This is a genomic window from Peptoniphilus faecalis (genome assembly GCF_012976305.1).
Taxonomy (GTDB): Bacteria; Bacillota; Clostridia; order Tissierellales; family Peptoniphilaceae; genus Peptoniphilus_A; species Peptoniphilus_A faecalis.
Genome location: NZ_JABDSR010000008.1, coordinates 88077 through 110646 on the forward strand (window position 1 = coordinate 88077; position 22570 = coordinate 110646).

Genomic DNA, 22570 nt, shown 5'->3' on the forward strand with positions numbered 1-22570 from the left:
TTTGCTCTTAGTATATCACAAGGAGTTAGAAAAATGAAAAGAATTGAATGTTATGAAACTGAAGACGGAAGATTGTTTACAACTTATGAAGAAGCGTTGATACATGAGAAAGAAGAAGAGATAAAAAATAATTTAGGTGCGCTCCTAAATACCTGCATTAGTGTTAACAGTTTAATGAAAAGCTATGTGGGAGATAACAAACTTTGTGCAAACTACGAAGAAGCACGAACTTTAAAAATTTTTCTAATTAAATACATGACAGAAATTATGTTAGAAGAATTTACAGCTTTTAAATCTCTATTTGATGGAGGTTTAAAATGCAAATAAAAATTAAAACTTTAAAATTAGAAAACTTCAAGGGAATCAAGGACTTAACAATAGACTTTAAGGACATAACTAATATTTATGGGGACAATGCAGTAGGTAAGACAACAATATTTGACGCCTACTCTTGGTTACTTTGGGACAAGGACAGTATAAACAGAAAGGACTTTGCAATAAAACCTTATAACAAAAATGGCGAAGAAGTCCACAACTTGGAATCAGTAGTTGAGGGAGATTTTACTTTTGATGACACAAATCTTAACCTTAAAAAAATCTATAAAGAAGTCTGGACTAAAAAACGTGGATCTACGCAGGCAGAATTTACGGGACATACTACTGACTATTATATAAATTCTGTACCAGTTAAGAAAAAGGAGTACAACGAAAGAATTGAAAGTGTCTTGTCTGAAGATAATTTCAACTTGCTTTCAAATCCATTGTACTTTAACCAATTTTTGGTAAAGACAGAAAGAAGAGAAATACTTTTAAGCCTTATAGAAGATGTAAAGCCAGAGGATATTATCGCAAAAAATAAAGATTTAGAAGAATTAGATCTTAAAAATTATACAGTTGATGAACTAAAGAAAATAGCAAAGGATAGTGCAAGAAAAATTAATAAAGACATTGAAAGCATACCAGCAAGGATTGATGAGTTAAATAAGTCAAAAATACATGACATAGATTTTGATGCCTTGGAGTTTAGAAAGAGAGGTACAATTCCAGCCATAAGAGAGATAGATGAAAAGCTTGCCGATGCTTCAAAGATGACTGAGGGCATGACTGAGATAACAGAAAAAATTACTGCATTACAAAAAGAAAAGTCTGAACTTGCAGAAAATTATCAAAATAAATGTTTTGAAATAAATCTAAAAAATAAAAATGTATTGCTGGAAAAAGAACACGATAAATTAGCACTTGAAGAAGCGAAAAAGAATATAGAAAAGCTTAAAGATCTAGTTGAAAAGGCTAGGGAAGAATGGCAAGAAGTCCACAAAGAACAATATCAAGGTGACTTTAAGTGCCCAACTTGCGGTCAAGACCTATTACCAGACCAAATAGAAAAGACAATGGCTAACTTTAATAAGAAAAAGTCTGAAAAGCTATCAAGCATCGAAGAAAAAGCAAAAGATCTAAAGTTAAAAATAGAAGAATGCGAAAAACTAATAGCTATTTATGAGGTTAAGGAATATAAGGAAGAAGACCTGCCAACTGAGCCTATTAGACTACAAGAAATTGATAAGGAGCTTGACGAGGCTAGGTCAAAATTAAAAGATTTTTCTTTAGACAATAAAAAGGATTTACTTGAAAAGAAAAGCTCTTTAAACGCAGATTTGGAAGAAATAAATAAAAAATTATCTCTACAAGGACAAAATGAAAAAATTGACGAAAGAATAAAGGAACTTGAAACGCAAGAAAAAGAACTTGCCAAAGCTTATGAAGAGCAACAAAGAATTATTTATCTTTGTGAGGAATATACAAAGGCTTATGTGGACCTAGTAAGCGACAAGATAAATGACAGTTTTGACCTGGTAAAATTTAAACTTTTTGAAAATCAAATAAACGGCGGAATAACTGAAACCTGCGAAGCTACTTTTGAGGAAGTACCTTACAGCGACTTAAACAATGCGGCAAAGATAAACGTAGGTCTTGATGTAATTAATAGCTTGTCTGACAAACTTGATTTAAAAGTGCCAATATTTATAGACAACGCAGAGTCGGTAAATGAACTAATTAAGACAGATACACAATTAGTGAGGTTAGTAGTTAGCAAGGATAAGGAGCTTAAAATTGATTAAGGTTTTAAATGCTTGGTGGTACAACGGAACCATCGGAATTGTAAAAGTCTTCAATGGCTTCGAAGTTAAATATTACATCGGCATAGGTTATGGACAAGATGAAAAAGAAGATATAGACAAAATTTTAAAGTATGGAAGCAGGTTTTACCCAGAGGTTTTTGAGGTTGAATAATGAGAATATTTAGTTTACAAGATGAAAAATTTGAAGATATGCAGATGAGTTTAAACGCATCAATTATTCATGTAGCAAAAAAGATAGCGGCTGGAGAATTTGAGCAAGGCGACATAACTCTTAAATTAAAGATAGGAACAGTTTTTGAACAAAAAGACGAGAAAGCTTATAAGATGCCAGCTTTTAATTACAAGATAGGCACTAATTTGCAAAAGAAATCAAGCCTAGACGGTGGAGATGCATACCAGGGCATGGAATTTAAACTCGATGATGGTGTTGTTGTTTTGGAAAAAGTGAAAAGTAATCAAATAGATATGTTAGATGAGGAGGACGAGGAAGAATGAAATTAACAAAAGAAGAATTACTAAAATTAGGATTTAAGGAAAAAGAAAACGAAAAGGGAAAATACTTAACATTAATTCTTAACAAAGGAAAAGACAGATTCTACCACTTTTTAGAATGGTATGAAGACCAACCAGACAAGTTTTACATTAACGTAATTTTAATAGGCAAAATAAAAACAATTTCCGAAGAAGATTTTTTGGTGAATACAAATGGATTGTCATCTAATGCTGTCGAACACTATGAAGAGATTTTAGAAGAATTAGAAGAATGGAGTAGAAAAGAATGAACTCAGTAAATTTAATTGGAAGATTAGTAAGGGAACCTGAACTTAAATATACACAAAGTGGTCTTGCAGTTTTGAAATTTACAGTTGCAGTCGACAGAAAGTTAAGCAAGGACAAAAGAGATGAAGCACAGGCAAATAACCAACCTACAGCTGACTTTATCTCATGCACTGCCTTTGGAAAGACTGCCGAAGTAATTGGAAATTATCACAGTAAAGGCAGCCAAATTGGAGTGGAAGGAAGAATCCAAACTGGAAGCTACGAAAAAGACGGAAGGACTATTTACACGACTGATGTTTTAGTAAATAGTATCACTTTTGTTGGATCTAAAAATAATAATTCTGGTGGTGGAAATTACCAAAATAGGAATGACCAACAAGATGACTATAGTGATGAAGGATTTTTCCCAGTAGATAATGACGATATCCCATTTTAAGGAGGAATAAAAATGAAAGTTAAAGATTTAATAATGGAATTGATTTATGTAAATCCTGATGCAGAGGTTAGATGTGTAACCTATCAAAATGCAAATGAAGATGCTGACGAATTTGCTTTAAATATAAGGACTTTAGAAGATTATGAAGATAATGTTGATTTAGTCCTTGATAATCTGAATGTTGGTAGATTTAATGAGGACCAAGTCTTCGAGATACTAAGAAATAAAGTCCTTGATTGGGCAAAGAATAAAAACTTGTTACACGAAGAAAACGCAGAAAAGCAATTTATGAAATTTATTGAAGAAGTTTTTGAGTTTAGAGATGAATGGCTTTTATTTGTACATGAGTACAATAAATGCAGTTACGGAGAAGCTGACAACGACCCAGAAGTTGTTGAACTTAGGGGAAACATGAAACTTGAAATGGGCGACGTATTTATAACGTTAATTATCCTATGTGACCAATTAAATTTAGATCCCGTTGATTGCCTAGGAAGAGCTTACGAAAAAATCAAAGATAGAAAAGGAAAAACTATTAACGGAGTATTTATCAAAGAAGGAGATTTAAAATGACAAATATACAAAAACAAGAAAATAGGACATTAAGTCCAGTAAACCAAATGAAGAATTTACTAGCAAACCAAGGCATGCAAAATTTATTTGCTGATGCCTTAAAGGAAAATAAGGACAGATTTTTAGCATCAATTATTGATCTATACAATGGTGATAGCTATTTACAAGGTTGCAATCCTAAAGAGGTTGCTATGGAAGCACTAAAGGCAGCTACTCTTAATTTGCCTATTAATAAAAATCTTGGATATGCCTATATTGTACCATACAAAAATAAAGGTAAATTAACACCTCAATTCCAAATCGGATACAAAGGTTATATACAAATGGCACAAAGAAGTGGACAATATAAGGCTTTAAACGCAGGAATTATGTATGAGGGGATGGAAGTCAAAAGAGATTACCTAAAAGGAACTTTTGAGATTATAGGAGAGCCTAAGTCTGATAAGGTTATTGGATATTTTGCTTATTTCCAACTTTTAAATGGATATGAAAAGGCAGTTTATATGACAAAGGACGAGGTAATAGAACACGCAAAGAGATATTCTCAAGCTTACGGAAGTGATTACAGTCCGTGGAAAAAACAATTTGACGAGATGGCACAAAAGACAGTAATTAAAAGACTTTTAAGCAAGTACGGAGTTTTGACAACAGAGTTTCAAGATGCAATTAAGGAAGAGGAAGACAGAGAAGTTTTAAGAGCGACAGAAAACAATGCTATGCTTGAAATGACAGCTCCAGAAGAGGAAGAAGAAACTATTGAAGTAAATCCAGATACTGGAGAAATCATCGAAGAAGATATAAAGGCACCGTTTTAATTATGGATATTAAGATTATAGCCAGTGGTAGCACTGGTAACTGCTACAAGATAAGTAACGAGGATACTACACTCTTAATTGAGTGTGGTATTCCTTATAAAAAAATACAGCAAGCACTTAATTTTAAGACTACGGACATTGACGGGGTCTTAGTAAGTCATGAGCATGGAGACCACTCAAAAGCTTGTAAGGATTTAATCAAGGCTGGAGTGGATCTATATATGACGGAAGGCACTAAAGAGGCTTTGGAGCTTGAAAGTCATAGGGTTAAAACTTTTGAAAAAAATGGTTATTTCACTTACAGATGGGTTGATATAGGATCTTTTAAAATAAAGATTTTTGAAACAGTACACGATGCCAAAGAACCAGTCGGCTTTTATATTTTAAACGCAAAGACTGATGAGAGGTTACTTTTCATCACCGATACTATGTTTGTTAAAAATCGATTTAGAACGATTGATTATTTGATGATAGAAGTTAATTATGTCAAAGAAACGATAAATAACAATCTCAATCTAGATCCAATTTTAAGAAAAAGAATCAAAGAAAATCATATGTCTTTGGAAACTGCTTTGGATTTTTTAAAGAAGTGTAATCTCTCAAGGCTTAAAAAGATATATGTAATGCACTTATCAGATGCTAATTCTGATGCCGAGGTCATAAAATATAGACTCCAAGAACTTACAGGTGTAGCTATAGAAATTTGCTAGGCGGTGATATTATGCCAAAGAAAAAAGGCTGGATTAGCATTCATAGAAGTATCTATGATAATTGGATATGGAATGATGATGAAGAATTTGACAAGAGATCAGCTTGGATTGACCTACTTCTAATGGTTAATCATGAGGATAAAAAAGTTCTGATAGATGGCAATTTGGAATTAGTTAGACGAGGACAGCGTATAACTTCTATAAGAAAATTATGCAGTAGGTGGAAGTGGTCGAGAACAAAAGTAAATAATTTTCTAAAATTATTAGAAAAAGATGAAATGATTTCTTTAAAAATAGAGCCACATAAAAAGACCGTTATAACCATTGTAAATTACAGTTTTTATCAAGATGACAGCAAGGGCAAAAAAGCCAGTGAAGAGCCAGTCAAGAGCCAGTCAAAAGCCAGTGAAGAGCCAGTGAAAAGCCTAAACAATAATGATAATAATGATAATAATGATAATAATGATAATAATGATAATAATGATAACAACAACTACTACAGAAAAAAATTTGAAGAAGAAAAAGTGTTAAAAAAATTTAAGGAATGTGGTGGTAATTGTAGTAAATATAATTTTTATAGATTAAAGGATTTAGAAAAGGAATATGGAGAAGAACAACTAATAAAAGCAATAGAGACATCTGCAGATAACAACAAGGTAACTACAGCTTATATAAAAGGTATATTAAATAATTGGAATAAGAAGGAGGTAGTAGATGGATACGAGAACCTCAACATTATTAAACTCTGAAAGAAAAGAGATTGTATTTTCCTTTGGAGGGAGAACATTCAGAATAAATGCAATGAGCGAAGCGGAACAAGCAGAATATGAAAGAGCAAAGGCAAAAGAAAAAGCTGAAGAAAAGAAACGAAGCTTAGAGAGATTGAAAGTAAATTCTTTGATTGATGAAAGGTTTAAGACATGTAAATTTGATAACTTTATAATCACCAATGAGAATAAAAAACTATTTAAATTTGCCAGGTACTATGTAGATAATTTTCAGGAAATGAAAGCTAATAATTGTGGATTGTTATTCTTTGGAAGACCAGGAAGCGGTAAATCATATTTAAGCTTTTGTATAGCTAACGCACTCCTAGAAAAATATATTTCAGTAATTGCAATAACGAGCAATGGACTTCTACAGAAGATAAGAGAGTTATCCACATTTGGAAGCACTGAACTTAATAGCTTACATAGGAATTTAAACCAGGTATCGCTTTTAATTATTGATGACTTAGGAGCAGAAGCATCAAGCGAATATAATAAGTCAAAAATATATGAGGTCATAGATGGTAGGTACAGAGCCAATAAGCCAATAATCATTACAACAAATTTAAATCCAAATGATTTTAAAAGGAAACTAACTTCACAAGATGAAGTAGCAAGAACCTTTGATAGAATAGCAGAAATGTGTGAAGTGATAGAAATGAATTATAAATCTTTCAGAGAGAAGAAAAAGGAAAATAAATCTAAGGCGTTTGAAAATATACTGAAGGATTTGAAGTAAGGGAATTAAGAAGGAAGGTTTTAAAAGATTGGGGGTTGAGATATGAGCAAGAACTTGTTTGGCGAGGAACAATCTGAAAAGGAAGTACAAGACTTAATTAGGTCTGCTCTTGCTCCTTATGCTAAGGTATGGAATGTGACTACTGGAGTTTTTAAGGTTAAAGAAGGTCCAGTTACTAGATGGATAAGGACTTTTCCAAAGGGGACTCCAGACCTAATGGGTTTTAGATATTCCGATGGCAAAATGTTTTTTATTGAGGTTAAAAATTCTAAAGGGCGATTGAGTGAAGAGCAAAAAGAATTTATGAAGTGGGCGGGAGGTCATCCTATTTTGTGTGGTGTGGCAAAGTCTGTTGAAGATGCCTTTAATATTTTAGAGATACCTCTTTGGGGTTAGGAGTTGGAAGATGAGACCAAAAGACTACTTATCGCAGGTTAGACATATTGATAATGAGATAGACAGCAAAATTAAATTATTGGAAGATTTGAGGGCTCGTGCTATGAGTATTGGAAGCTTAGAGGTTAAGGACAAGGTTCAAAGTTCTGGAGGTCTCGATTTTTCTGACTGGATGGATAGGTATGTGGACTTACAAAAAGAAGTGACTGACAAGGTGGATGAGTTGATTGATTTAAAGCAAAGGATAATTTCTCAGATTGATAGAATGGAAAATCCTCTTTATAGGCTTATTTTAGTCAGCCGTTATTTAAGAGATATGAGGCTTGGAGAGATTGCTGCTAGATATAATTACAATTATGGCTATATCAAAAATGCACATGGTAATGCTCTCTTAGAGTTTAAGGAAAAGAATCCAGAGGTGTTTCATGATTGAGTACCCTGAATTATTAGTTTCTGCAATTATTAAGAGGGCGGTCTATGATTACAAGAATTATCCTAAGCTGAGAGCAGAGGTAAGGAGATTTATCAAGTCTGATTATTTTAGATCAATTACGGATTTAGACCCAGATGCTCTCTTGGAAGAGTTAGAAAGACAGTGCAAAAAGATGTGACTTTTTTTGCCGTCAAGTTGTGATATAGTTTAAAGTGGAGATAGAAAGATAAATATTCACCTCCTTATTGTTTATAATTGTACGAGCGAAAGATTACCATTACTATATTTCATTCTTATCTTTCTAAGGTTAACATATACTATGTTATATGTTGGGTAACTACATACACTTGTTTAAGCTAGGGGTGGGAAGCTGGTATGTTAAAAAAATTATGTAAGTGTGGGAAAGCAATTCCTATCACTGAGAAAGCGTGCAAAGAATGCGCTAGCAAATATCACAAGTCTTATGATAAATATAACCGTGAGAATCACAATATTTATACTGACAAGCGTTGGGGCATTGTTAAGGATATTTGTAAGTCAAGAGCTTGCGGCATAGATCTATGGCATTATTACAAGACTGGTAAGATTGTTGAAGGCAGGTTAGCACACCATATTGTTGAGGTGGCTGATGATTTATCCAGGGCTTATGATGTCCAGAATCTTTTTTGGCTTACGGATAAGAGCCATCAAGAGATACACGCTCTATATAATAAGAATTTTGAGAGTAAATTAAAAACACAAGCATTACTATTAAAGTTAAATAAAAATGGTATGGGGGGTAGGTTAGAAAGTTTTGGGCAAAGTGTAAATGACCAGCGGCCTTAAATCCTGCGGGAAAATGCCAGAAACTGAAAATTTCAGAAATATTGTAGCACCTTATAAAAGGTGTTTTTTTAATGATTTTAATGTCGAATGATTTTAATGTCGTATGATTTTAATGTTGGATAAGTGATAAAAAAGATAATTTTTTAGAAAGTTTACTTGTTAATAAATGACGAAAACCTATAAAGTGGGAATTGTCAGAAAGGGTAAAAGAGACAGTTAAAGGTTTGTAATTAATCTTGTGAAAGGTGGTGGTAGAATGGCGAGACCAAGAAAGACGACTGCAACATCGACTGGGAAAATTGGGAAAGAGAATATTAAAGAAAGACAAGAGCAGGAAGAGAAAATCAGGTTAGACAATAAAAATTTAAAGGCTCCTAGTTATCTTCAAGAAACTGCAAAAGTTGAATTTAGTAGGGTTGTTGAAGAGGCAAAAAAGATTGGGATACTAGATAATCTTGATTTGTCAATTCTTGTCATATATTCAAATGCCTACGCACAATATTTAGAAATTACGCAAGAGATTGAGAACATGGAGCGGTCTTATAGATATGTTACTGAAGATTATAAAATATCTCCACTGATAAATGCACAAGATAAGGTTATAAAACAAATAATGTCCTGCTCATCAAAGCTTGGGCTTGCAACAACTGATAGATTAAAATTGATTGTCCCTAAAAAAGAAGAAAGCATAACTAATAAATATTTGAGATATTTTGATGGATAGAGTTACAGAGTATGCAAAATTAGTAGTTGAAGGCAAAATCTTAAAGGGACAAACTGAAATAAGTTGTTGTAAAAGACATTTAGATGATTTAAAAAGAAAAGATTTTGAATATATCTGGGACGTGGAACTATCAGAAAGAGCCATAAACATAGCCAATGAACTCACTATCCTAGAGGGTATGGAACCCACCAAGCTAAAGACTAGAGGCTTCCAAAATTTTATAATTGGATCCCTACATGGCTGGAGAAAAAAGCGAAGCAAGAAGTTAAGGTTTAGAGAAGCTTATGTTCAAATGGGCAGGCAAAATGGTAAATCTTTTTTGTCGGGAACTGAAATCAACAATCGTGCCACTTTCTCAGGCTATCAAAAAGGTAAAATCTACTGTGCAGCTACTAAGCAAGACCAAGCTAATATTGTTTGGGATGAGGTAGAAAAATTCATCCTTGCTGATGAGGAACTTGCTGAATTATATAGAATTAGACGACACGAAAGAACAATTACATCAAAGATAACGGGTACGGAAATCAAGTCAGTCGGTAGAGATACTAAATCTGCTGATGGTTTCCGTTCGATAGAATAGTGTCCTTTTTTAAAAGAAATTTTAAAATCGAATCGGGCAAAAACGGTGCTAAAACTAACATTATGTGATATAATATTAGTATAAACGAGGCTAAGTTTTTGAGGTGATAACGATGATTGGCACTATTTACAAAATAGTTAACAAGACAAATGGTAAAATTTATATAGGACAAACAATTCAAAATTTTTCAAAAAGAGTGAGAAGTCATAAATCACATTTAAAATGCGGAGTACATCACAACTCTTTGTTGCAAAGAGTGTATGATAAATATGGAATAGGAATTTTTGAATTTCAAGTAATAGAAAAATGTGATGTAGATTTACTTGATGAAAGAGAAAAATATTGGATAGAGTATTACAAAACCACTGATAGAAAATTTGGTTATAATTTTGAAAGTGGTGGAAATGTTAATAAGAAACATCATCAAGAAACAATTGAAAAATTTATAGAAAACAGTAGAGGAAAAAATAATAAGCTGACTCCTAATGAAGTTAAAACTATAAAACAACTTATAATTGATAAAGAATCAATAACAGAAATATCTAAAAAATTTGGAGTAAGCGTCGACTGTATCTCAAAAATTAAAAGTTTGAAAAATTGGAGTTATGTTGCACCAGAACTAAATGATGAGATGGTTCAAACTGACACTTCAAGAAACATTAAGATGATGACAGACGAAGAAAAGAAAGAGTGTAGAAAACTTATACTTGAAGGTGAATCAGTTTTTAATCTTTCAATACATTATGAAATTCCTTATAAAAGATTCTGTAAAATATTTCAAAAAGAAATAGGCTTTATGAATAATGACAGGTTAGAAGCTGAATCGAAAGCCTTAGATATGTTTTTTAAAAATTTTACCATAGAAGAAATATTAGAAGAAACAAATTTAACATACGCACAATATAAAAGAATTACTAAAGGTCAAGTTGAAAAGAGACGATTAAATAATATCTTATATGTTGGTGAAGAAGTTAAAAAAGGAAAAACTAATATTGAGTTAGCTAAAGAATTAAATGTAAATAGATGTACAATTAGTGTTTATCGTAAAGAATACTCAAAAATAAGCTAATACCGTGATAACCAACTTCATTAAAAAGGAGTTGGCATTGTAACGCATAGGAATTGAACCTATGCTTTTTTATTACAAAAAAGAGCGTAGAATATAATATTCCCACGAGTGTCCGACACCTAAACAAGTTAAGTTGCAGGTGATGATATATGCTGAACTTATAGGAAACTATAAGAAGTACAGGATAAAAAACTTGTACGATAACAAATGACTAGCCGTTATCGATGAGTACCATGCCCATCCTAACAATCAAATGTATAAGCTTATGCTTGACGGGCAAATAAGCGTGGGAAGTCCACTAACCTTGGCTATAACAACAGCAGGTTTTAATATCAATAGCCCTTGCTATGAACAATACGAATTTGCAAAGAAAATCCTATCTGGTGTAGTAGAAAAGGAATCCCTATTTATCTACATCGCAGAAATGGACGAAGATGACGACATCTGGGACTATAAGAACTGGGCAAAGGCAAATCCACTCCTATTATGGAATGAGGACAACTCCTACAACATGGAAAAGGTCAAGGATATGTCCGAAAAAGCCATAGATGCCAAGGAAAAAGGCGGTCAAGAGTTAATAAACTTTATGACCAAGTCCTTAAATGTTTGGGTTAAATACTCTGGAGCAGGATATGTAGACTTAGACAAGTTTAAAGAATGTGAATCTGACTTAACCTTAGAAGATTTTAAGGGTCAAGAGTGCATACTGGGAATTGACTTGTCATCTGGCGGCGACTTAACATCAATAGCTTTAGTCTTTAAGTTTGGAGACTATTATTATATTTATTCCCATTCTTTTATGCCGATTTTAAGGTTAGAAGAACACGAAAAGACAGACGAGGCACCTTATAGGATGTGGGCAAGGCAGGGTTATTTGACCTTAACTGAGGGTGTTTTTGGTCTGAAAACAGACTATAAGTATATAATTAGTCACTTAAAAAAGTTAATTGAGGACTACAATTTAGTAATTACAGCCTGTGGTTATGATGGTCATAATGCCAATGCTTTTTTAGCTGACTTGGATTTTTTGAACTGCGACCTAGTGGAGATAGTCCAATCTGCAAAGTCCTTAAATGATGCGACTGTGGACCTACAGTTATCAATCCAAGCCCTACAAGTTAAGTATGACAAGCATAATGACCTACTTAAGTGGTCCTTTGCAAATGCAAAAACAACGCAAAACTCCTTTGGAGAAATCAAGGTCATGAAAGAGACTAACACGGCAAGGATTGATGTTGTATATTCTGTAATAGATGCTTGGAAGCTTGCAATGGCAATAGATAATACTGAGAGATATAACGCAGAAACAGATATAGAAGAATGGCTTGAAATTATGAAAGAGAAAGGCGGTGAAAAAGATGGGAATAATTAAAAACTTTGGAAGAGCAGTTAAAAACGCTTTTAGCTGGGGAGAAACTGAACGGGGTTGGCAAACAATAAATATAAGCGATGAAAAAAATATTGAAAGCTTAATAACTACATCAAATACATCAGAAATAACTTATTATATTTGCCTAAAAATACTTAGTGAGTCCATAGGTAAGTTATCAATCCATCTTAAGGATGGAGAGGGAATAAAAATTACTGACAGTGATATAAACTATCTCCTAAAAGTAAGACCAAATCCCTTTATGACTCCTACAGACTTTAAAACGCTTATGGAATTTAACAGAAACCACTACGGAAATGCTTATGCCCTAATAGAAACCAATGGCAATAAAAGAGTTGGACTCCATCCACTAGACCCTAGAAAGGTCAAAGTAGTTGTAGATGATGGGCATATCATAAGTCAACTGACTAAGTATTACTACAAGTACACAGATAAAGGCAAAGACTACTACTATCAAGACAAGGAAATCATCCACTTAAAGGGTGGACTGTCACGAGATGGAATAGTTGGGACATCCATAGCAGAGGAACTTGTTGGGACTATAAGGGGATCTATAGAGGCGCAAAAGTATCTCAATGATTTATACTCCAGAGGACTTACTGCTAATGCAATCTTGGAATATACTGGAGAACTTAACAAGGACAAGAAAAAAGAACTTGTAAGGACTATAACAGAATTTGTAAGGGACAAGGACAACGGGAACATAGTGCCGATACCACTTGGGATGAAACTCACTCCACTTGATATAAAACTTACAGATGCACAATTTTTTGAACTTAGAAAGTTTACAGGCTTACAGATTGCGGCGGCCTTTGGGATAAAACCAAACCAATTAAATAACTATGACAAGTCAAGTTACAACTCATCAGAGATGCAAAACTTGACTTTTTTAATTGATACACTCCTAGTAATACTTAAAAAGTATGAAGAAGAATTTGACTACAAACTTTTATTTGAAGATGAAATTAATAGGGGAGTCCATACTGAATTTAACGTAGCGACTATCCTAAGAGGTGACCTTAAATCTCAGGCAGAGGCTCTGCAAAAGTATGTATCAGGTGGGATTTATACTCCAAACGAAGCAAGAGCTTACTCTGGTATGCCTAAAATTGATGGTGGAGATGTCCTTATGGTTAATGGTACTTATGTGCCAATTGATGATATAGGAAAAGCTTACGAGAAAGGTGGTGAGAAAAGTGATTAAAGTTAAAAATGAAGCAGATAAGACAACAATTTTTGTAAGTGGTGATATAGTCGACGACGTTTGGAGAGGCTGGTCTTGGGGTGATGAGGTGGAAACCTACCCACAAGATATAAGAGATTTGTTAAAAGGTGCTAAAAAGAATGTAGAGGTAATTATTTCATCTGGTGGCGGTGATCTCTTTGCGGGTATGGCAATTAGCAATATGCTACAAAGACACGAGGGACACACAAAAGCCATCATAGATGGACTTGCAGCATCTGCCGCATCAATTATAGCCTTTGGTTGTGATGAAATTGAAATGCCGTCAAATGCTTATCTTATGATACACAAGCCTAGTATTGGCATATTTGGTAATTCTGATGATCTCTTAAAATGGGCGGATACCTTGGATGAAATTCAAAAAGGACTTGTAGAAACCTACATGAGTAAGGCAGTTGAAGGCAAGACATCAGAGGATATCAACGACTTAATAGACAAAGAAACTTGGCTCACTGCCAAATCTGCAAGTGAGATTTTTAATATCCAGGTTACAAATCCATCAACTGTTAAAAATGACTTTGGAAAATCAGTCTTAAATTACAAGCATACTCCAAAAGAATTAATAAATAAGACAGATGATGCAGAGGAAGAAAGAAAACTTAAAGAAATTGAAATCGCTATGGCGATGAATTAAAGAAAAGAGGTAAAAAATGAAAAGAAGCGTAGAAATTAAGAACAAAATCGTGAATATCAAAAATGAAATGAAAGCCCTTCAAGAGCAAGGAAAGATTGATGAAGCACACGCAAAAATCGAAGTTTTAAATCAAGCAAGAAAAGAACTTGACCTTGCACTTGAAGAAGAAAAAGAAGAATTTAAAAACATTGTGGAAAATGGCAAAGAAGTGGGAACACCTAAGGCTAATATCGATGTAAACAAGGTATTTAATAAGCTTGTAATGGGCAAACCTGTTACAGATGCAGAAATGGAAGTATATAATCTTGCATCTACTGGTCAAATCGAACACAATCCAGAAAAAGGTGGTTACTTAGTACCAGAAGAACAAGGAAAAACACTAAAGGAATTTAGAAGAAACAAGGTATCTCTTAAAGACTTATGTAATGTAGTACCAGTAACTACTATGTCAGGTAAGTTCCCAGTAGCTAAAGACCAAAAGGGCAAGCTAGTTGAGTTTGACGAACTTTCAGAAATCGGACAAACTGACCTTACATTTGCTCAACAATCTTGGGAAGTTAAGGACTACGGAGATATTATCCCAGTATCTAACACACTTTTAGAAGATACAACTTTCCCACTTATTGAAATCATCGGCAACAACTTTACAACAAAATCAGTTAACACTGAAAATGCAAAAATCTTAGAACTTTTAAAGACTGCTAAGACTAAAGTTGCTGGTAAGGACTACAAGGACATTAGTACAATCCTAAATGTTAAGTTAGACCCTGCAATTGCTAACACAGCAGTAATCGTTACAAACCAATCAGGTTTTGACTACCTAGACAAGTTAGAAGATGGTAACAAGAGACCAATCCTAACTACTGATTTAACACAACCTACACAAAAGCTATTCAAGGGCAAGAGAATTGTTGTATTAGCTGATGAGTTATTACCACAAGATGCTAAAAAATACCCATTCTACATTGGCGACTTTGCAGAGTTTGTTAACTTCTACGACAGAAAGGGAGTAGAAATCGCAAGATCCACAGAAGCTGGATTTACAAAAAATGCAACTCTACTAAGAGCAATTGAAAGATTTGATGTAAAAGTAGTTGATGACGAAGCAGTTATCTACCTAACAATCCCAGAAACAACAGTTGCCTAAGAAAGAAAAGGGGGTAAATTATGACCCTTGAAGATGTAAAAAATTATCTGCGAGTAACTTATGATGATGATGACGGCTATCTGACTAAATTAATGCAGGTAGCCGAAGAATATCTCGTGGCTGGAGTTACTAACTATCTTGAAAAAAAGGAAAATGAACACTTTAAGGCAAGGTCTGAAATAGTGAAACTTGTAATCATACAAAATCTATACGATGAAAGATATATGATGGGTCAACCTTTGGAAATGAATTACATTATAAGGAGTATGATTACCCAGCTAGAATATGGTGATGTAAATGTATAACCCAGGAAGAAACCGAGTAAAGGTTGAATTTTACGACAGGTCAGAAACCGAAGATATCCTAAATGATGTTGGAGAATATGAACAAAAACCCAAGCTTATATGCAAGGATTGGGTGGAACTCATACCTACAACTGGAAGAGAATTTTTGCAAAATAGAAAATCTGAAAGTGAAATGACTTATAAGTTCAAGATGAGGAATAGAAAAGACATCGAGGTCAACGATTATGTGGAATTTAATGGAATAAAGGCTGAAGTAATTTATATTGCACCATTTATTGATCCAAAGATTCAAAATAGATATATGGAAGTGGTGGTATTATGGCAGAGTTAACGGAAGTTAAGGGCTTTGATAATTTTGCTGAAAAGCTAAAACTAGCAGAGAAAAAAGCTCCAGGTTTGATTTATGATAAGTATGATAGTGCGGCAAAAGACTTAAGGAAAAAGATAAGGAAAGTTACTCCTTATAATCCTAAAGGCAGATATAATAGAAAGTTAAAAAAAGCTAGCCAACATTTAAGAGGAAGATGGAAGGCTAACAAGACTCGAAAGAATAAGGGGATATATCACACAGAGGTATATTCAACTGCTCCACATTATCATTTAGTTGAGAGAGGACACGCAGTAGTAGGAAAGGGCAGAAAAGCAACAAAGAATGGGCAAAGTTATGTTCATGGAACTTTCTTTTTTGAAAAGAAAATAGATGAATTAGAGCCGGAACTTAATAAATTGCCAGAAAAGATATTAGATGAAATATTTAATGATTTGTTTGAGGGGAAATAAATGATTAAGGGGAAAGAACTTAAAAGAGGAATTACAAAGAAAATCCATGAGAATTTTAAGGAAAAAGTATTAAATAGCGAGGCAAAACAAGACTTTAAAGAGCCTTATTTTTTTGTTTATTTTGAAACTTTTGAAAGGGAATCCTATTCAAATACTAATGATTATTTAAGTTATGGAGTAGTGGTTCAGTATCAAAAGGCGGATAAAAATGAACTTATGGAAATAGGAGATAAATTATCTGAAATTTTTAATTATAGTTTAAAGATTGAGGATTTATACATCTTAATCACAAGAAATAGCTGGGAAATTGAAGAAAATACATTATTTTTTAATTTTGATTTAGGTTTCTATATGGATAAATTAAAAAATACTGTAAATTACAAATTAATGAAAGTACTACAAATGAAATACGAAAGGGGAGATATAAATGGCTAAATTAGGCTTACCATATCTACACATACGCTTTACAGAGCAGGGGATTGCCAGAATTGGAAGAAGCATAAGAGGGATTGTTGCTCTAGTCCTACAAGAAAAGCAAATGAAGGGGACTTATGACATTTACACAGCATCTGACATTCCAGAAAAATTATCTGAAAAGAACAGAGAACAAGTTGAGTTAGCACTTATGGGATACCAAAAGACACCTAAAAAACTAATTGTCGTAGTAGAACAATCAGAAACTGCTGATAAACCTAAATTTGATGTAACTACTGAAGCTTTTAAAATACTTGAAACTTTAAGATGGGACTATTTGGCAGTGCCCTTTGCTGATGAAGTAGACAGTGAAAAAATTGTAACTTGGATAAAGACACTTAATAACAATAGGGACAAAAGATGTAAGTTTGTTGCTGCAAATGTAAATGCTGACAATAAAAAAATAATTAACTTCACAATGCCAAGTGTAAGTACAGAGAAAAAAGAATACAAAACTAATGAATACACGTCAAGAATTGCAGGTCTTATAGCAGGTACACCAATGCAAATAGCTTGTACTTATGCACCACTGCCTGAACTTAAGGCTTGTACTCACTATACACAAGAAGAGATTGACCAAAAAATTGATAATGGCGAGTTTGTGCTTTTAAATGATGGTGAGAAAATCAAGGTAGCAAGAGGAGTTAACTCTCTTGTAACTACAAGCCAAATCGAAGGAGAGTCCTTTAGGAAGATTAAGATTGTAGACATTATGGATGCAATGGCTGATGACATACAATGGGCTGCACAAGATTCATATATTGGTAAATATGCCAACTCTTATGATAACAAGGTACTTTTAATGTCTGCGATTTTGGGATACATGGAAATTCTTGAAAATGATGGACTGCTTGCTAAAGGTTCATCTCATGTGGAAATTAATATTGAGGAACAAAAAGCCTTTTTAAAGTCTATGAGTTATCAAACAATTGACAAAAGAACAGTTGATGAAATGGATCTAAAAGAAATTAAAGAAGCTGATACTAAAGACAAGGTATTTATCAAGGCTTATTGTAAAATTCTTGATGCTATCGAAGAAATTGAACTTGATGTAGTAATTTAAGGGGTGGAAATATGATAAGAGATATACAAGACGAACAAATAATTAACGGAACATTCGGTAGACACTTTGCCGCTTAATAAAGAAATTTATTAATGAAAATCGGGTGAATTCAAGGGAACTCTAAGGTTTTTAAACAGTTTAATATGGTATAATATAAGTGTGGGATAGGGTAGCTCCCGACAAGTAAAACATTCCGAGTCTTACTTCCCACTATAAAATATCGGAAAGCACTACGGAGGTGTTTAATATGAGCAGAAAACTCACTTATGAATTTGTAAAATCAGAAATAGAAAAACGAGGTTATAAGTTATTAAGTAATGAGTATGTAGGTGCTAGTGAGAAGTTAAAAATCCTCTGCCCTGAAGGTCATGAATTTGAGATGAGTTGGAACTTATTTCAAAGAGCAAAGTACGGATGTCGAAAATGCAGTGACAAATACACAGGGTTAGAAAAAAGGCTTACAGATAATGAATTTAAAGATCGAATTAAGAAAATCTACAAAGGAAAATTAACTGTAACAGGTAAATTTAAAAGAACTAAAGATAAAGTTGGTTTTCACTGTAATGTTTGTGGGAATGATTTTAGTCAAAGAGCCAGTAACGCACTATTGGGTGTTGGATGTCCGAAATGTGGATATAGAAGTATTGGGGACAAACTAAGAAAGACTAACGAAGAGTTTAAGAAAGAAGTATTTGAATTAGTTGGAGATGAATATCAACTTTTAGAAGAATATAAAAGAGACAACGAAAAGATTAAGACTCTTCATAAAACATGTGGCAAAGTATTTGATTTGATGCCTACAAGCTTTTTACAAGGTTCACGATGTCCAAATTGTAGTGAGTCAAGGGGAGAAAAGATAATCTCAAAATTCTTAAATGATAATTCGATAAATTACAAATCTCAAATACGATTTAAAGAATGTAAGTATAAATATACTTTACCTTTTGATTTTGCAATTTATAAAAATGATAAATTGAAATGCTTGATTGAGTATGACGGCGAACTCCATTATAAAAAAGCCAGATGGAGCCAATCCGAAGAAACATTAAGTGGGACTCAAAAAAGAGATAAAATAAAAAGTGATTTTTGCCTCAATAAAAACATACCACTTATAAGAATTCCATATTGGGAATTTGAAAATATAGAAAACATATTACAAACTGAATTTAAGAAATTAGAAGTCCTTTAATAAGGACTTTTTTTAAACTATGACAATCTTGAACTAAGCTTGGCAGGGATGTCAAGAAAGTGCAACGACTAACAGCATACCACTAGATCAGTGATGAAGCTGACACGAGCGCCCGACACCTTAAAGGGTGAAAAGATAGTCTGAACTTATGGGAAACTATAAGAAGTATGAGATAAAGAACTTATACGATAACATATTGGAAGTATGGATAGAGGACACCTATCTAGCTACCCTTACAAAATTTGAAGCTAAGGTAACTATGACAAATGGAGATATTTTAAGACCTAGAGACCTTTGGAAAGGGAAAAAACTGCTTGAACTTGAAGGCTCTGGATCCTTAACAATGGGGAAATACTCATCAATTGGAATCCAACTAATGCACACTAAGTTATCACAAGGTAGGACACCAGTTGTAAAAATCATGGGCAAATTAGATGACCCAACAGCTTTAGGTGCAGAAAGAATAATGCTTAAAAACGTAACATTTACAGAATTGACATTATTTGACTTTGAACACGCAAAGGCACTTGAAGAGACAATCCCATTTAACTTTAGACATTATGAATTATATGATTTTATTGAGGAGTGATGAAATGAACGCAGTAGAAAAATTAATGCAATTTGACGCTGGCAAGGTGCAAATGCCAAAAAGCGAAAAGAAAATAAGACTTAATAAATTGGGTGGGGAAGAATTTATTTTCCCTATCCAAGCTTTAGACCCTGCACTTGCAGGGGAAATAGCAGAAAATATGATGGACATTACAATGCGTAAGGGCAACAGTGCCAAGGTTAACCTTATAAGATACCAAGCACAATTACGTACAATCGTAGAGGGTTGCCCTGATGTCTTTAAAAACCAAGACCTACAAAAGAGATTTGGGGCAAAAACACCTAATGAACTTGTAGAAAAGCTAATGTTATCAGGCGAAATGGATATCTTATCATCTGCTATTGAGGATTTATCTGGATATGAAGATGAGGAAAGCAAAGTAAAAAACTCATAGACTCCAATCCACATGTACAAACTGCCTATTGGCTGTACAAAGAAAAGGGTTGGAGTCCCTATAAATACCTTAAGATGCCCTATGGAGAGAAAGTAATTACCAGGGCATTTTTTCTTAGGGAAATTGAAGAATTAGAGGAAGAACAAAAGAAATTGGAGGCTTTATATGGCGAAAAGTAAAATATTTGATGCTACTTTGCGACTTGTGGACAAGTTTTCCAAACCTCTTGAAACTGTAGAAAAACATTTAACAAAATTTCAAACCAAATATCAGCGAACTGCTGAAGGTCTTTGGGCAACGGGTAAAAACCTTAATAGTATAGGGAAAGCTCTGACAAAGAGTGTTACTGCTCCTATAACTGCCATTGGGGTAGCTAGTACGAAGGCTTGGAAAGAAGTAGATGACGCCCTTGACACCATAGCAACAAAAACTGGTGCGACCGGTAAGGATATGAAAGCCTTTGAGGGTACTTTTAAAAACTTAGCCAACAAGGTACCAGCAGACCTCCAAGAAATTGGTGATGCAGTTGGGGAAGTAAACACCCAATTTGGACTTACAGGAAAAGCCCTAGAGGATGCCTCTGAATACATGATTAAGTTTTCCAAAATTAACGGGCAAGATATTACACAGGCATCAATCCAAGCTAAGCAGGCTATGGATTCCTATGGTCTTGAGGCTAAAGATTTAAGCAAAGTGTTAGATGCAGTTACAGCAACTGCACAGGCTACTGGGCAAGGAACAGATAAATTGTTTGAGTCTTTAACTAAGTCTGCACCTCAATTAAAGGCTATGGGGATAGGTGTAGAACAAGCAACAGCTTTACTTGGTGGGCTAGAAAAAACAGGTATCGACACAAGCAAGACTATGTCTTATATGTCGAGGGCTCAGGTTGCCTTCGCTAAGGATGGGCTTAACATGAATGAGGGGTTAAAGAAATTGCAGAAAGAACTCCAAGGGGCTAAATCTGAAACAGATAAAGTAAATATCGCCTCGGAATATTTTGGAAGGCGAGGGGCAACCTTTATGCTTGATGCAATAAACAGAGGTGCTTTAGATTTTGATTCTTTCGCTGATGCAGTTAAAAATGCCCAGGGAGTTGTGGGACGAACCTTTGACGAAACCCAAGATCCAATAGATAACTTTAAAATCTTATTTAACAGTCTAAAAATGGCAGGGGCTGACCTTTTCGATGCCTCGTCTGGAATATGGGGACCACTCCTAGAAAAAGCAATAGGAAAAGTACAACAGCTTACAGATTGGTTTACTAATTTGTCTGACACACAAAAACAAAATATTGTTAAGTGGCTAGGTATGGCGGCGGCAGTTGGTCCTATAATTCTTGGATTTGGCAAGGTGTTTGAACTTGCAGGTAAGGTTAATTTTAAGTTATTTGATTTTGCAAAAGTAGTCGGTAAGGCTGGCGGTATTACTAAGTGGTTTGGTCAAAGTGGATTCGGCATAATGTTTAAAAGCTTTGGTAAATTTGGAAAAGTCCTAGGGAAAACAGGTATAAAACTGGGTAAATTCGCCGGACCTGTGCTTGAAAAACTTGTAGGCGGCTTTGGGAAATTTAGCAAGATACTTGGCAAGGGTGCTTTAGGACTTGGTAAATTTGTCATTGGTCTTGGACCAGTAGGCTGGGCAATAATGGCGGTCGTTGCGGCAATTGTCCTCTTAATTGTCAACTGGAAGAAAATAAAGCCAGTAGTAACTAAGGTTATAAATGCAGTAGTTAACAAGTTTAATCACTTTAAAGAGGTTGCAGGCAATGTATTTAACCACATTATTGAGATTATAAAAGGCTTTATTGAGGGTGCAAAAAACCTATTTAAGAGCATAATCTCCTTTATAACTGGTACTTTTCTAGGTGCGTGGAATAGGGCTTGGACTGGCGTAGTCGGTGCTTTTAGGACTATATTTAGTGGAGTTAAAACCCTTGTAAAGTCAGTGATGAACGGGGTTATAAGCTTTATAAACCGTGGTATAGGTGGACTTAACAAGATACAAGTGCCTGACTGGGTACCTCTAGTAGGTGGCAAGGGAATAAATATTCCACTTATACCGAAACTTGCAAAGGGTACTAACTTTTGGAGAGGTGGCATTGTACAAATCCACGAAAAAGGCGGAGAAATTGTCGACTTACCAAGAGGTTCTAGAGTATTGCCACATGATAAGTCAGTGGCAGAAGCCTATAAGATGGGCAATGCTAAAAACAATAATGTTACAATTACAATTCCAAAAATAGCAGACCAAATTGTAGTAAGAGAAGACGCTGATATAGACAGAATAGTAAATGGAATAGCAAATAAATTAAAGATTGCTAAACAAAATAGGATTGGGGGCTTAACTTAAT

General features: G+C 34.1%; 31 protein-coding genes. All 31 read left to right on the forward strand.

Translation table 11 applies throughout. From position 1 onward, the window contains the following. Window positions 1-33: 33 nt before the first annotated feature. The 31 genes from HKO22_RS06930 (at window position 34) to HKO22_RS07080 (ending at window position 22569) form a co-directional block, all read left to right on the forward strand. Window positions 34-327, forward strand: coding sequence for a hypothetical protein (locus tag HKO22_RS06930; RefSeq protein ID WP_169969510.1), 294 nt, complete (start codon window positions 34-36; stop codon window positions 325-327). Next, a complete protein-coding gene (locus tag HKO22_RS06935) occupies window positions 318-2120 on the forward strand; it encodes a DUF2813 domain-containing protein (RefSeq protein ID WP_169969512.1) in 1803 nt (600 codons plus the stop codon). The genes HKO22_RS06930 and HKO22_RS06935 overlap by 10 nt, the downstream gene beginning before the upstream one ends. Further along, window positions 2113-2292, forward strand: a complete 180-nt coding sequence (locus HKO22_RS06940) for a hypothetical protein (protein WP_169969514.1) — start codon at window positions 2113-2115, stop codon at window positions 2290-2292. Before HKO22_RS06935 ends, HKO22_RS06940 begins: the two co-directional genes overlap by 8 nt. Continuing rightward, window positions 2292-2636: a hypothetical protein gene (locus HKO22_RS06945; protein ID WP_169969516.1), complete on the forward strand. Its 345-nt coding sequence runs from the start codon at window positions 2292-2294 to the stop codon at window positions 2634-2636. Before HKO22_RS06940 ends, HKO22_RS06945 begins: the two co-directional genes overlap by 1 nt. After that, window positions 2633-2923, forward strand: coding sequence for a 50S ribosomal protein L29 (locus tag HKO22_RS06950; RefSeq protein WP_169969518.1), 291 nt, complete (start codon window positions 2633-2635; stop codon window positions 2921-2923). Before HKO22_RS06945 ends, HKO22_RS06950 begins: the two co-directional genes overlap by 4 nt. Continuing rightward, window positions 2920-3357 (forward strand): single-stranded DNA-binding protein, encoded by a 438-nt coding sequence (locus tag HKO22_RS06955; RefSeq protein ID WP_169969520.1) that lies wholly within the window; start codon window positions 2920-2922, stop codon window positions 3355-3357. Before HKO22_RS06950 ends, HKO22_RS06955 begins: the two co-directional genes overlap by 4 nt. Window positions 3358-3531: 174 nt before the next feature. Beyond that, a complete protein-coding gene (locus HKO22_RS06960; RefSeq protein ID WP_169969618.1) occupies window positions 3532-3930 on the forward strand; it encodes a MazG-like family protein in 399 nt (132 codons plus the stop codon). After that, window positions 3927-4745: a recombinase RecT gene (locus HKO22_RS06965; protein ID WP_169969522.1), complete on the forward strand. Its 819-nt coding sequence runs from the start codon at window positions 3927-3929 to the stop codon at window positions 4743-4745. The genes HKO22_RS06960 and HKO22_RS06965 overlap by 4 nt, the downstream gene beginning before the upstream one ends. A 2-nt stretch (window positions 4746-4747) precedes the next feature. Beyond that, the gene (locus HKO22_RS06970; RefSeq protein ID WP_211660222.1) at window positions 4748-5455 is read left to right on the forward strand and encodes an MBL fold metallo-hydrolase; all 708 of its coding nucleotides are present in this window, start codon (window positions 4748-4750) and stop codon (window positions 5453-5455) included. After that, window positions 5449-6204 (forward strand): DnaD domain protein, encoded by a 756-nt coding sequence (locus HKO22_RS06975; RefSeq protein WP_169969523.1) that lies wholly within the window; start codon window positions 5449-5451, stop codon window positions 6202-6204. Before HKO22_RS06970 ends, HKO22_RS06975 begins: the two co-directional genes overlap by 7 nt. After that, window positions 6170-6961 (forward strand): ATP-binding protein, encoded by a 792-nt coding sequence (locus tag HKO22_RS06980; RefSeq protein ID WP_169969525.1) that lies wholly within the window; start codon window positions 6170-6172, stop codon window positions 6959-6961. Before HKO22_RS06975 ends, HKO22_RS06980 begins: the two co-directional genes overlap by 35 nt. A gap of 42 nt (window positions 6962-7003) precedes the next feature. Beyond that, window positions 7004-7357: a VRR-NUC domain-containing protein gene (locus HKO22_RS06985; protein WP_169969527.1), complete on the forward strand. Its 354-nt coding sequence runs from the start codon at window positions 7004-7006 to the stop codon at window positions 7355-7357. Between the two features lie 10 nt (window positions 7358-7367). Then, entirely contained in the window at window positions 7368-7790 is a 423-nt protein-coding gene (locus tag HKO22_RS06990; RefSeq protein ID WP_169969529.1) for a hypothetical protein, read from the forward strand. Continuing rightward, window positions 7783-7968, forward strand: coding sequence for a hypothetical protein (locus HKO22_RS06995; protein WP_169969531.1), 186 nt, complete (start codon window positions 7783-7785; stop codon window positions 7966-7968). The genes HKO22_RS06990 and HKO22_RS06995 overlap by 8 nt, the downstream gene beginning before the upstream one ends. A gap of 197 nt (window positions 7969-8165) precedes the next feature. Further along, entirely contained in the window at window positions 8166-8615 is a 450-nt protein-coding gene (locus HKO22_RS07000) for an endonuclease (protein WP_169969533.1), read from the forward strand. Between the two features lie 256 nt (window positions 8616-8871). Further along, window positions 8872-9339 (forward strand): phage terminase small subunit P27 family, encoded by a 468-nt coding sequence (locus tag HKO22_RS07005; RefSeq protein WP_169969535.1) that lies wholly within the window; start codon window positions 8872-8874, stop codon window positions 9337-9339. Beyond that, window positions 9332-9919: a terminase large subunit domain-containing protein gene (locus HKO22_RS07010; RefSeq protein WP_169969537.1), complete on the forward strand. Its 588-nt coding sequence runs from the start codon at window positions 9332-9334 to the stop codon at window positions 9917-9919. Before HKO22_RS07005 ends, HKO22_RS07010 begins: the two co-directional genes overlap by 8 nt. A 112-nt stretch (window positions 9920-10031) precedes the next feature. Further along, complete coding sequence (locus HKO22_RS07015) at window positions 10032-10988, forward strand: GIY-YIG nuclease family protein (RefSeq protein WP_169969539.1); 957 nt, start codon at window positions 10032-10034, stop codon at window positions 10986-10988. Window positions 10989-11208: 220 nt separating this feature from the next. Beyond that, entirely contained in the window at window positions 11209-12360 is a 1152-nt protein-coding gene (locus HKO22_RS07020) for a terminase TerL endonuclease subunit (protein ID WP_328819081.1), read from the forward strand. Then, a complete protein-coding gene (locus HKO22_RS07025; protein ID WP_169969543.1) occupies window positions 12347-13582 on the forward strand; it encodes a phage portal protein in 1236 nt (411 codons plus the stop codon). The genes HKO22_RS07020 and HKO22_RS07025 overlap by 14 nt, the downstream gene beginning before the upstream one ends. Next, a complete protein-coding gene (locus tag HKO22_RS07030) occupies window positions 13575-14255 on the forward strand; it encodes a head maturation protease, ClpP-related (RefSeq protein ID WP_169969545.1) in 681 nt (226 codons plus the stop codon). The genes HKO22_RS07025 and HKO22_RS07030 overlap by 8 nt, the downstream gene beginning before the upstream one ends. 16 nt (window positions 14256-14271) lie before the next feature. Next, window positions 14272-15402, forward strand: coding sequence for a phage major capsid protein (locus HKO22_RS07035; protein WP_169969547.1), 1131 nt, complete (start codon window positions 14272-14274; stop codon window positions 15400-15402). Window positions 15403-15422: 20 nt separating this feature from the next. After that, on the forward strand, window positions 15423-15707 hold the full coding sequence (locus HKO22_RS07040) for a head-tail connector protein (protein ID WP_169969550.1): 285 nt from the start codon (window positions 15423-15425) through the stop codon (window positions 15705-15707). Further along, window positions 15700-16038, forward strand: a complete 339-nt coding sequence (locus tag HKO22_RS07045) for a phage head closure protein (RefSeq protein ID WP_169969551.1) — start codon at window positions 15700-15702, stop codon at window positions 16036-16038. The genes HKO22_RS07040 and HKO22_RS07045 overlap by 8 nt, the downstream gene beginning before the upstream one ends. Further along, window positions 16026-16487 (forward strand): HK97 gp10 family phage protein, encoded by a 462-nt coding sequence (locus HKO22_RS07050; protein WP_169969552.1) that lies wholly within the window; start codon window positions 16026-16028, stop codon window positions 16485-16487. Before HKO22_RS07045 ends, HKO22_RS07050 begins: the two co-directional genes overlap by 13 nt. Continuing rightward, a complete protein-coding gene (locus HKO22_RS07055; RefSeq protein ID WP_169969554.1) occupies window positions 16488-16922 on the forward strand; it encodes a phage tail terminator family protein in 435 nt (144 codons plus the stop codon). Further along, window positions 16915-18024, forward strand: coding sequence for a phage tail sheath subtilisin-like domain-containing protein (locus HKO22_RS07060; protein WP_169969555.1), 1110 nt, complete (start codon window positions 16915-16917; stop codon window positions 18022-18024). The genes HKO22_RS07055 and HKO22_RS07060 overlap by 8 nt, the downstream gene beginning before the upstream one ends. Before the next feature lie 247 nt (window positions 18025-18271). Further along, window positions 18272-19213, forward strand: a complete 942-nt coding sequence (locus tag HKO22_RS07065) for a PDDEXK family nuclease (protein ID WP_169969557.1) — start codon at window positions 18272-18274, stop codon at window positions 19211-19213. A gap of 148 nt (window positions 19214-19361) precedes the next feature. Further along, window positions 19362-19802, forward strand: a complete 441-nt coding sequence (locus HKO22_RS07070) for a phage tail tube protein (RefSeq protein ID WP_169969559.1) — start codon at window positions 19362-19364, stop codon at window positions 19800-19802. Between the two features lie 4 nt (window positions 19803-19806). Continuing rightward, window positions 19807-20217: a phage tail assembly chaperone gene (locus HKO22_RS07075; protein ID WP_169969560.1), complete on the forward strand. Its 411-nt coding sequence runs from the start codon at window positions 19807-19809 to the stop codon at window positions 20215-20217. Window positions 20218-20382: 165 nt separating this feature from the next. Continuing rightward, window positions 20383-22569, forward strand: a complete 2187-nt coding sequence (locus HKO22_RS07080; RefSeq protein WP_169969562.1) for a phage tail tape measure protein — start codon at window positions 20383-20385, stop codon at window positions 22567-22569. The last annotated feature ends 1 nt before the right edge of the window (window position 22570 follow it).

Bases quoted from the DNA above. Each gene is read 5' to 3' on its own strand.
- HKO22_RS07075 (WP_169969560.1), top strand. From the start codon at position 19,807: ATGAACGCAGTAGAAAAATTAATGCAATTTGACGCTGGCAAGGTGCAA.
- HKO22_RS06930 (WP_169969510.1), top strand. From the start codon at position 34: ATGAAAAGAATTGAATGTTATGAAACTGAAGACGGAAGATTGTTTACA.
- HKO22_RS07000 (WP_169969533.1), top strand. From the start codon at position 8,166: ATGTTAAAAAAATTATGTAAGTGTGGGAAAGCAATTCCTATCACTGAG.
- HKO22_RS07035 (WP_169969547.1), top strand. From the start codon at position 14,272: ATGAAAAGAAGCGTAGAAATTAAGAACAAAATCGTGAATATCAAAAAT.
- HKO22_RS06995 (WP_169969531.1), top strand. From the start codon at position 7,783: ATGATTGAGTACCCTGAATTATTAGTTTCTGCAATTATTAAGAGGGCG.
- HKO22_RS07060 (WP_169969555.1), top strand. From the start codon at position 16,915: ATGGCTAAATTAGGCTTACCATATCTACACATACGCTTTACAGAGCAG.
- HKO22_RS07025 (WP_169969543.1), top strand. From the start codon at position 12,347: ATGGGAATAATTAAAAACTTTGGAAGAGCAGTTAAAAACGCTTTTAGC.
- HKO22_RS06945 (WP_169969516.1), top strand. From the start codon at position 2,292: ATGAGAATATTTAGTTTACAAGATGAAAAATTTGAAGATATGCAGATG.
- HKO22_RS07065 (WP_169969557.1), top strand. From the start codon at position 18,272: ATGAGCAGAAAACTCACTTATGAATTTGTAAAATCAGAAATAGAAAAA.
- HKO22_RS06950 (WP_169969518.1), top strand. From the start codon at position 2,633: ATGAAATTAACAAAAGAAGAATTACTAAAATTAGGATTTAAGGAAAAA.
- HKO22_RS06990 (WP_169969529.1), top strand. From the start codon at position 7,368: ATGAGACCAAAAGACTACTTATCGCAGGTTAGACATATTGATAATGAG.
- HKO22_RS07045 (WP_169969551.1), top strand. From the start codon at position 15,700: ATGTATAACCCAGGAAGAAACCGAGTAAAGGTTGAATTTTACGACAGG.
- HKO22_RS06955 (WP_169969520.1), top strand. From the start codon at position 2,920: ATGAACTCAGTAAATTTAATTGGAAGATTAGTAAGGGAACCTGAACTT.
- HKO22_RS07010 (WP_169969537.1), top strand. From the start codon at position 9,332: ATGGATAGAGTTACAGAGTATGCAAAATTAGTAGTTGAAGGCAAAATC.
- HKO22_RS07040 (WP_169969550.1), top strand. From the start codon at position 15,423: ATGACCCTTGAAGATGTAAAAAATTATCTGCGAGTAACTTATGATGAT.
- HKO22_RS06985 (WP_169969527.1), top strand. From the start codon at position 7,004: ATGAGCAAGAACTTGTTTGGCGAGGAACAATCTGAAAAGGAAGTACAA.
- HKO22_RS07015 (WP_169969539.1), top strand. From the start codon at position 10,032: ATGATTGGCACTATTTACAAAATAGTTAACAAGACAAATGGTAAAATT.
- HKO22_RS06970 (WP_211660222.1), top strand. From the start codon at position 4,748: ATGGATATTAAGATTATAGCCAGTGGTAGCACTGGTAACTGCTACAAG.
- HKO22_RS07080 (WP_169969562.1), top strand. From the start codon at position 20,383: ATGGCGAAAAGTAAAATATTTGATGCTACTTTGCGACTTGTGGACAAG.
- HKO22_RS07055 (WP_169969554.1), top strand. From the start codon at position 16,488: ATGATTAAGGGGAAAGAACTTAAAAGAGGAATTACAAAGAAAATCCAT.
- HKO22_RS06980 (WP_169969525.1), top strand. From the start codon at position 6,170: ATGGATACGAGAACCTCAACATTATTAAACTCTGAAAGAAAAGAGATT.
- HKO22_RS07005 (WP_169969535.1), top strand. From the start codon at position 8,872: ATGGCGAGACCAAGAAAGACGACTGCAACATCGACTGGGAAAATTGGG.
- HKO22_RS07070 (WP_169969559.1), top strand. From the start codon at position 19,362: ATGGGAAACTATAAGAAGTATGAGATAAAGAACTTATACGATAACATA.
- HKO22_RS07050 (WP_169969552.1), top strand. From the start codon at position 16,026: ATGGCAGAGTTAACGGAAGTTAAGGGCTTTGATAATTTTGCTGAAAAG.
- HKO22_RS06965 (WP_169969522.1), top strand. From the start codon at position 3,927: ATGACAAATATACAAAAACAAGAAAATAGGACATTAAGTCCAGTAAAC.
- HKO22_RS06935 (WP_169969512.1), top strand. From the start codon at position 318: ATGCAAATAAAAATTAAAACTTTAAAATTAGAAAACTTCAAGGGAATC.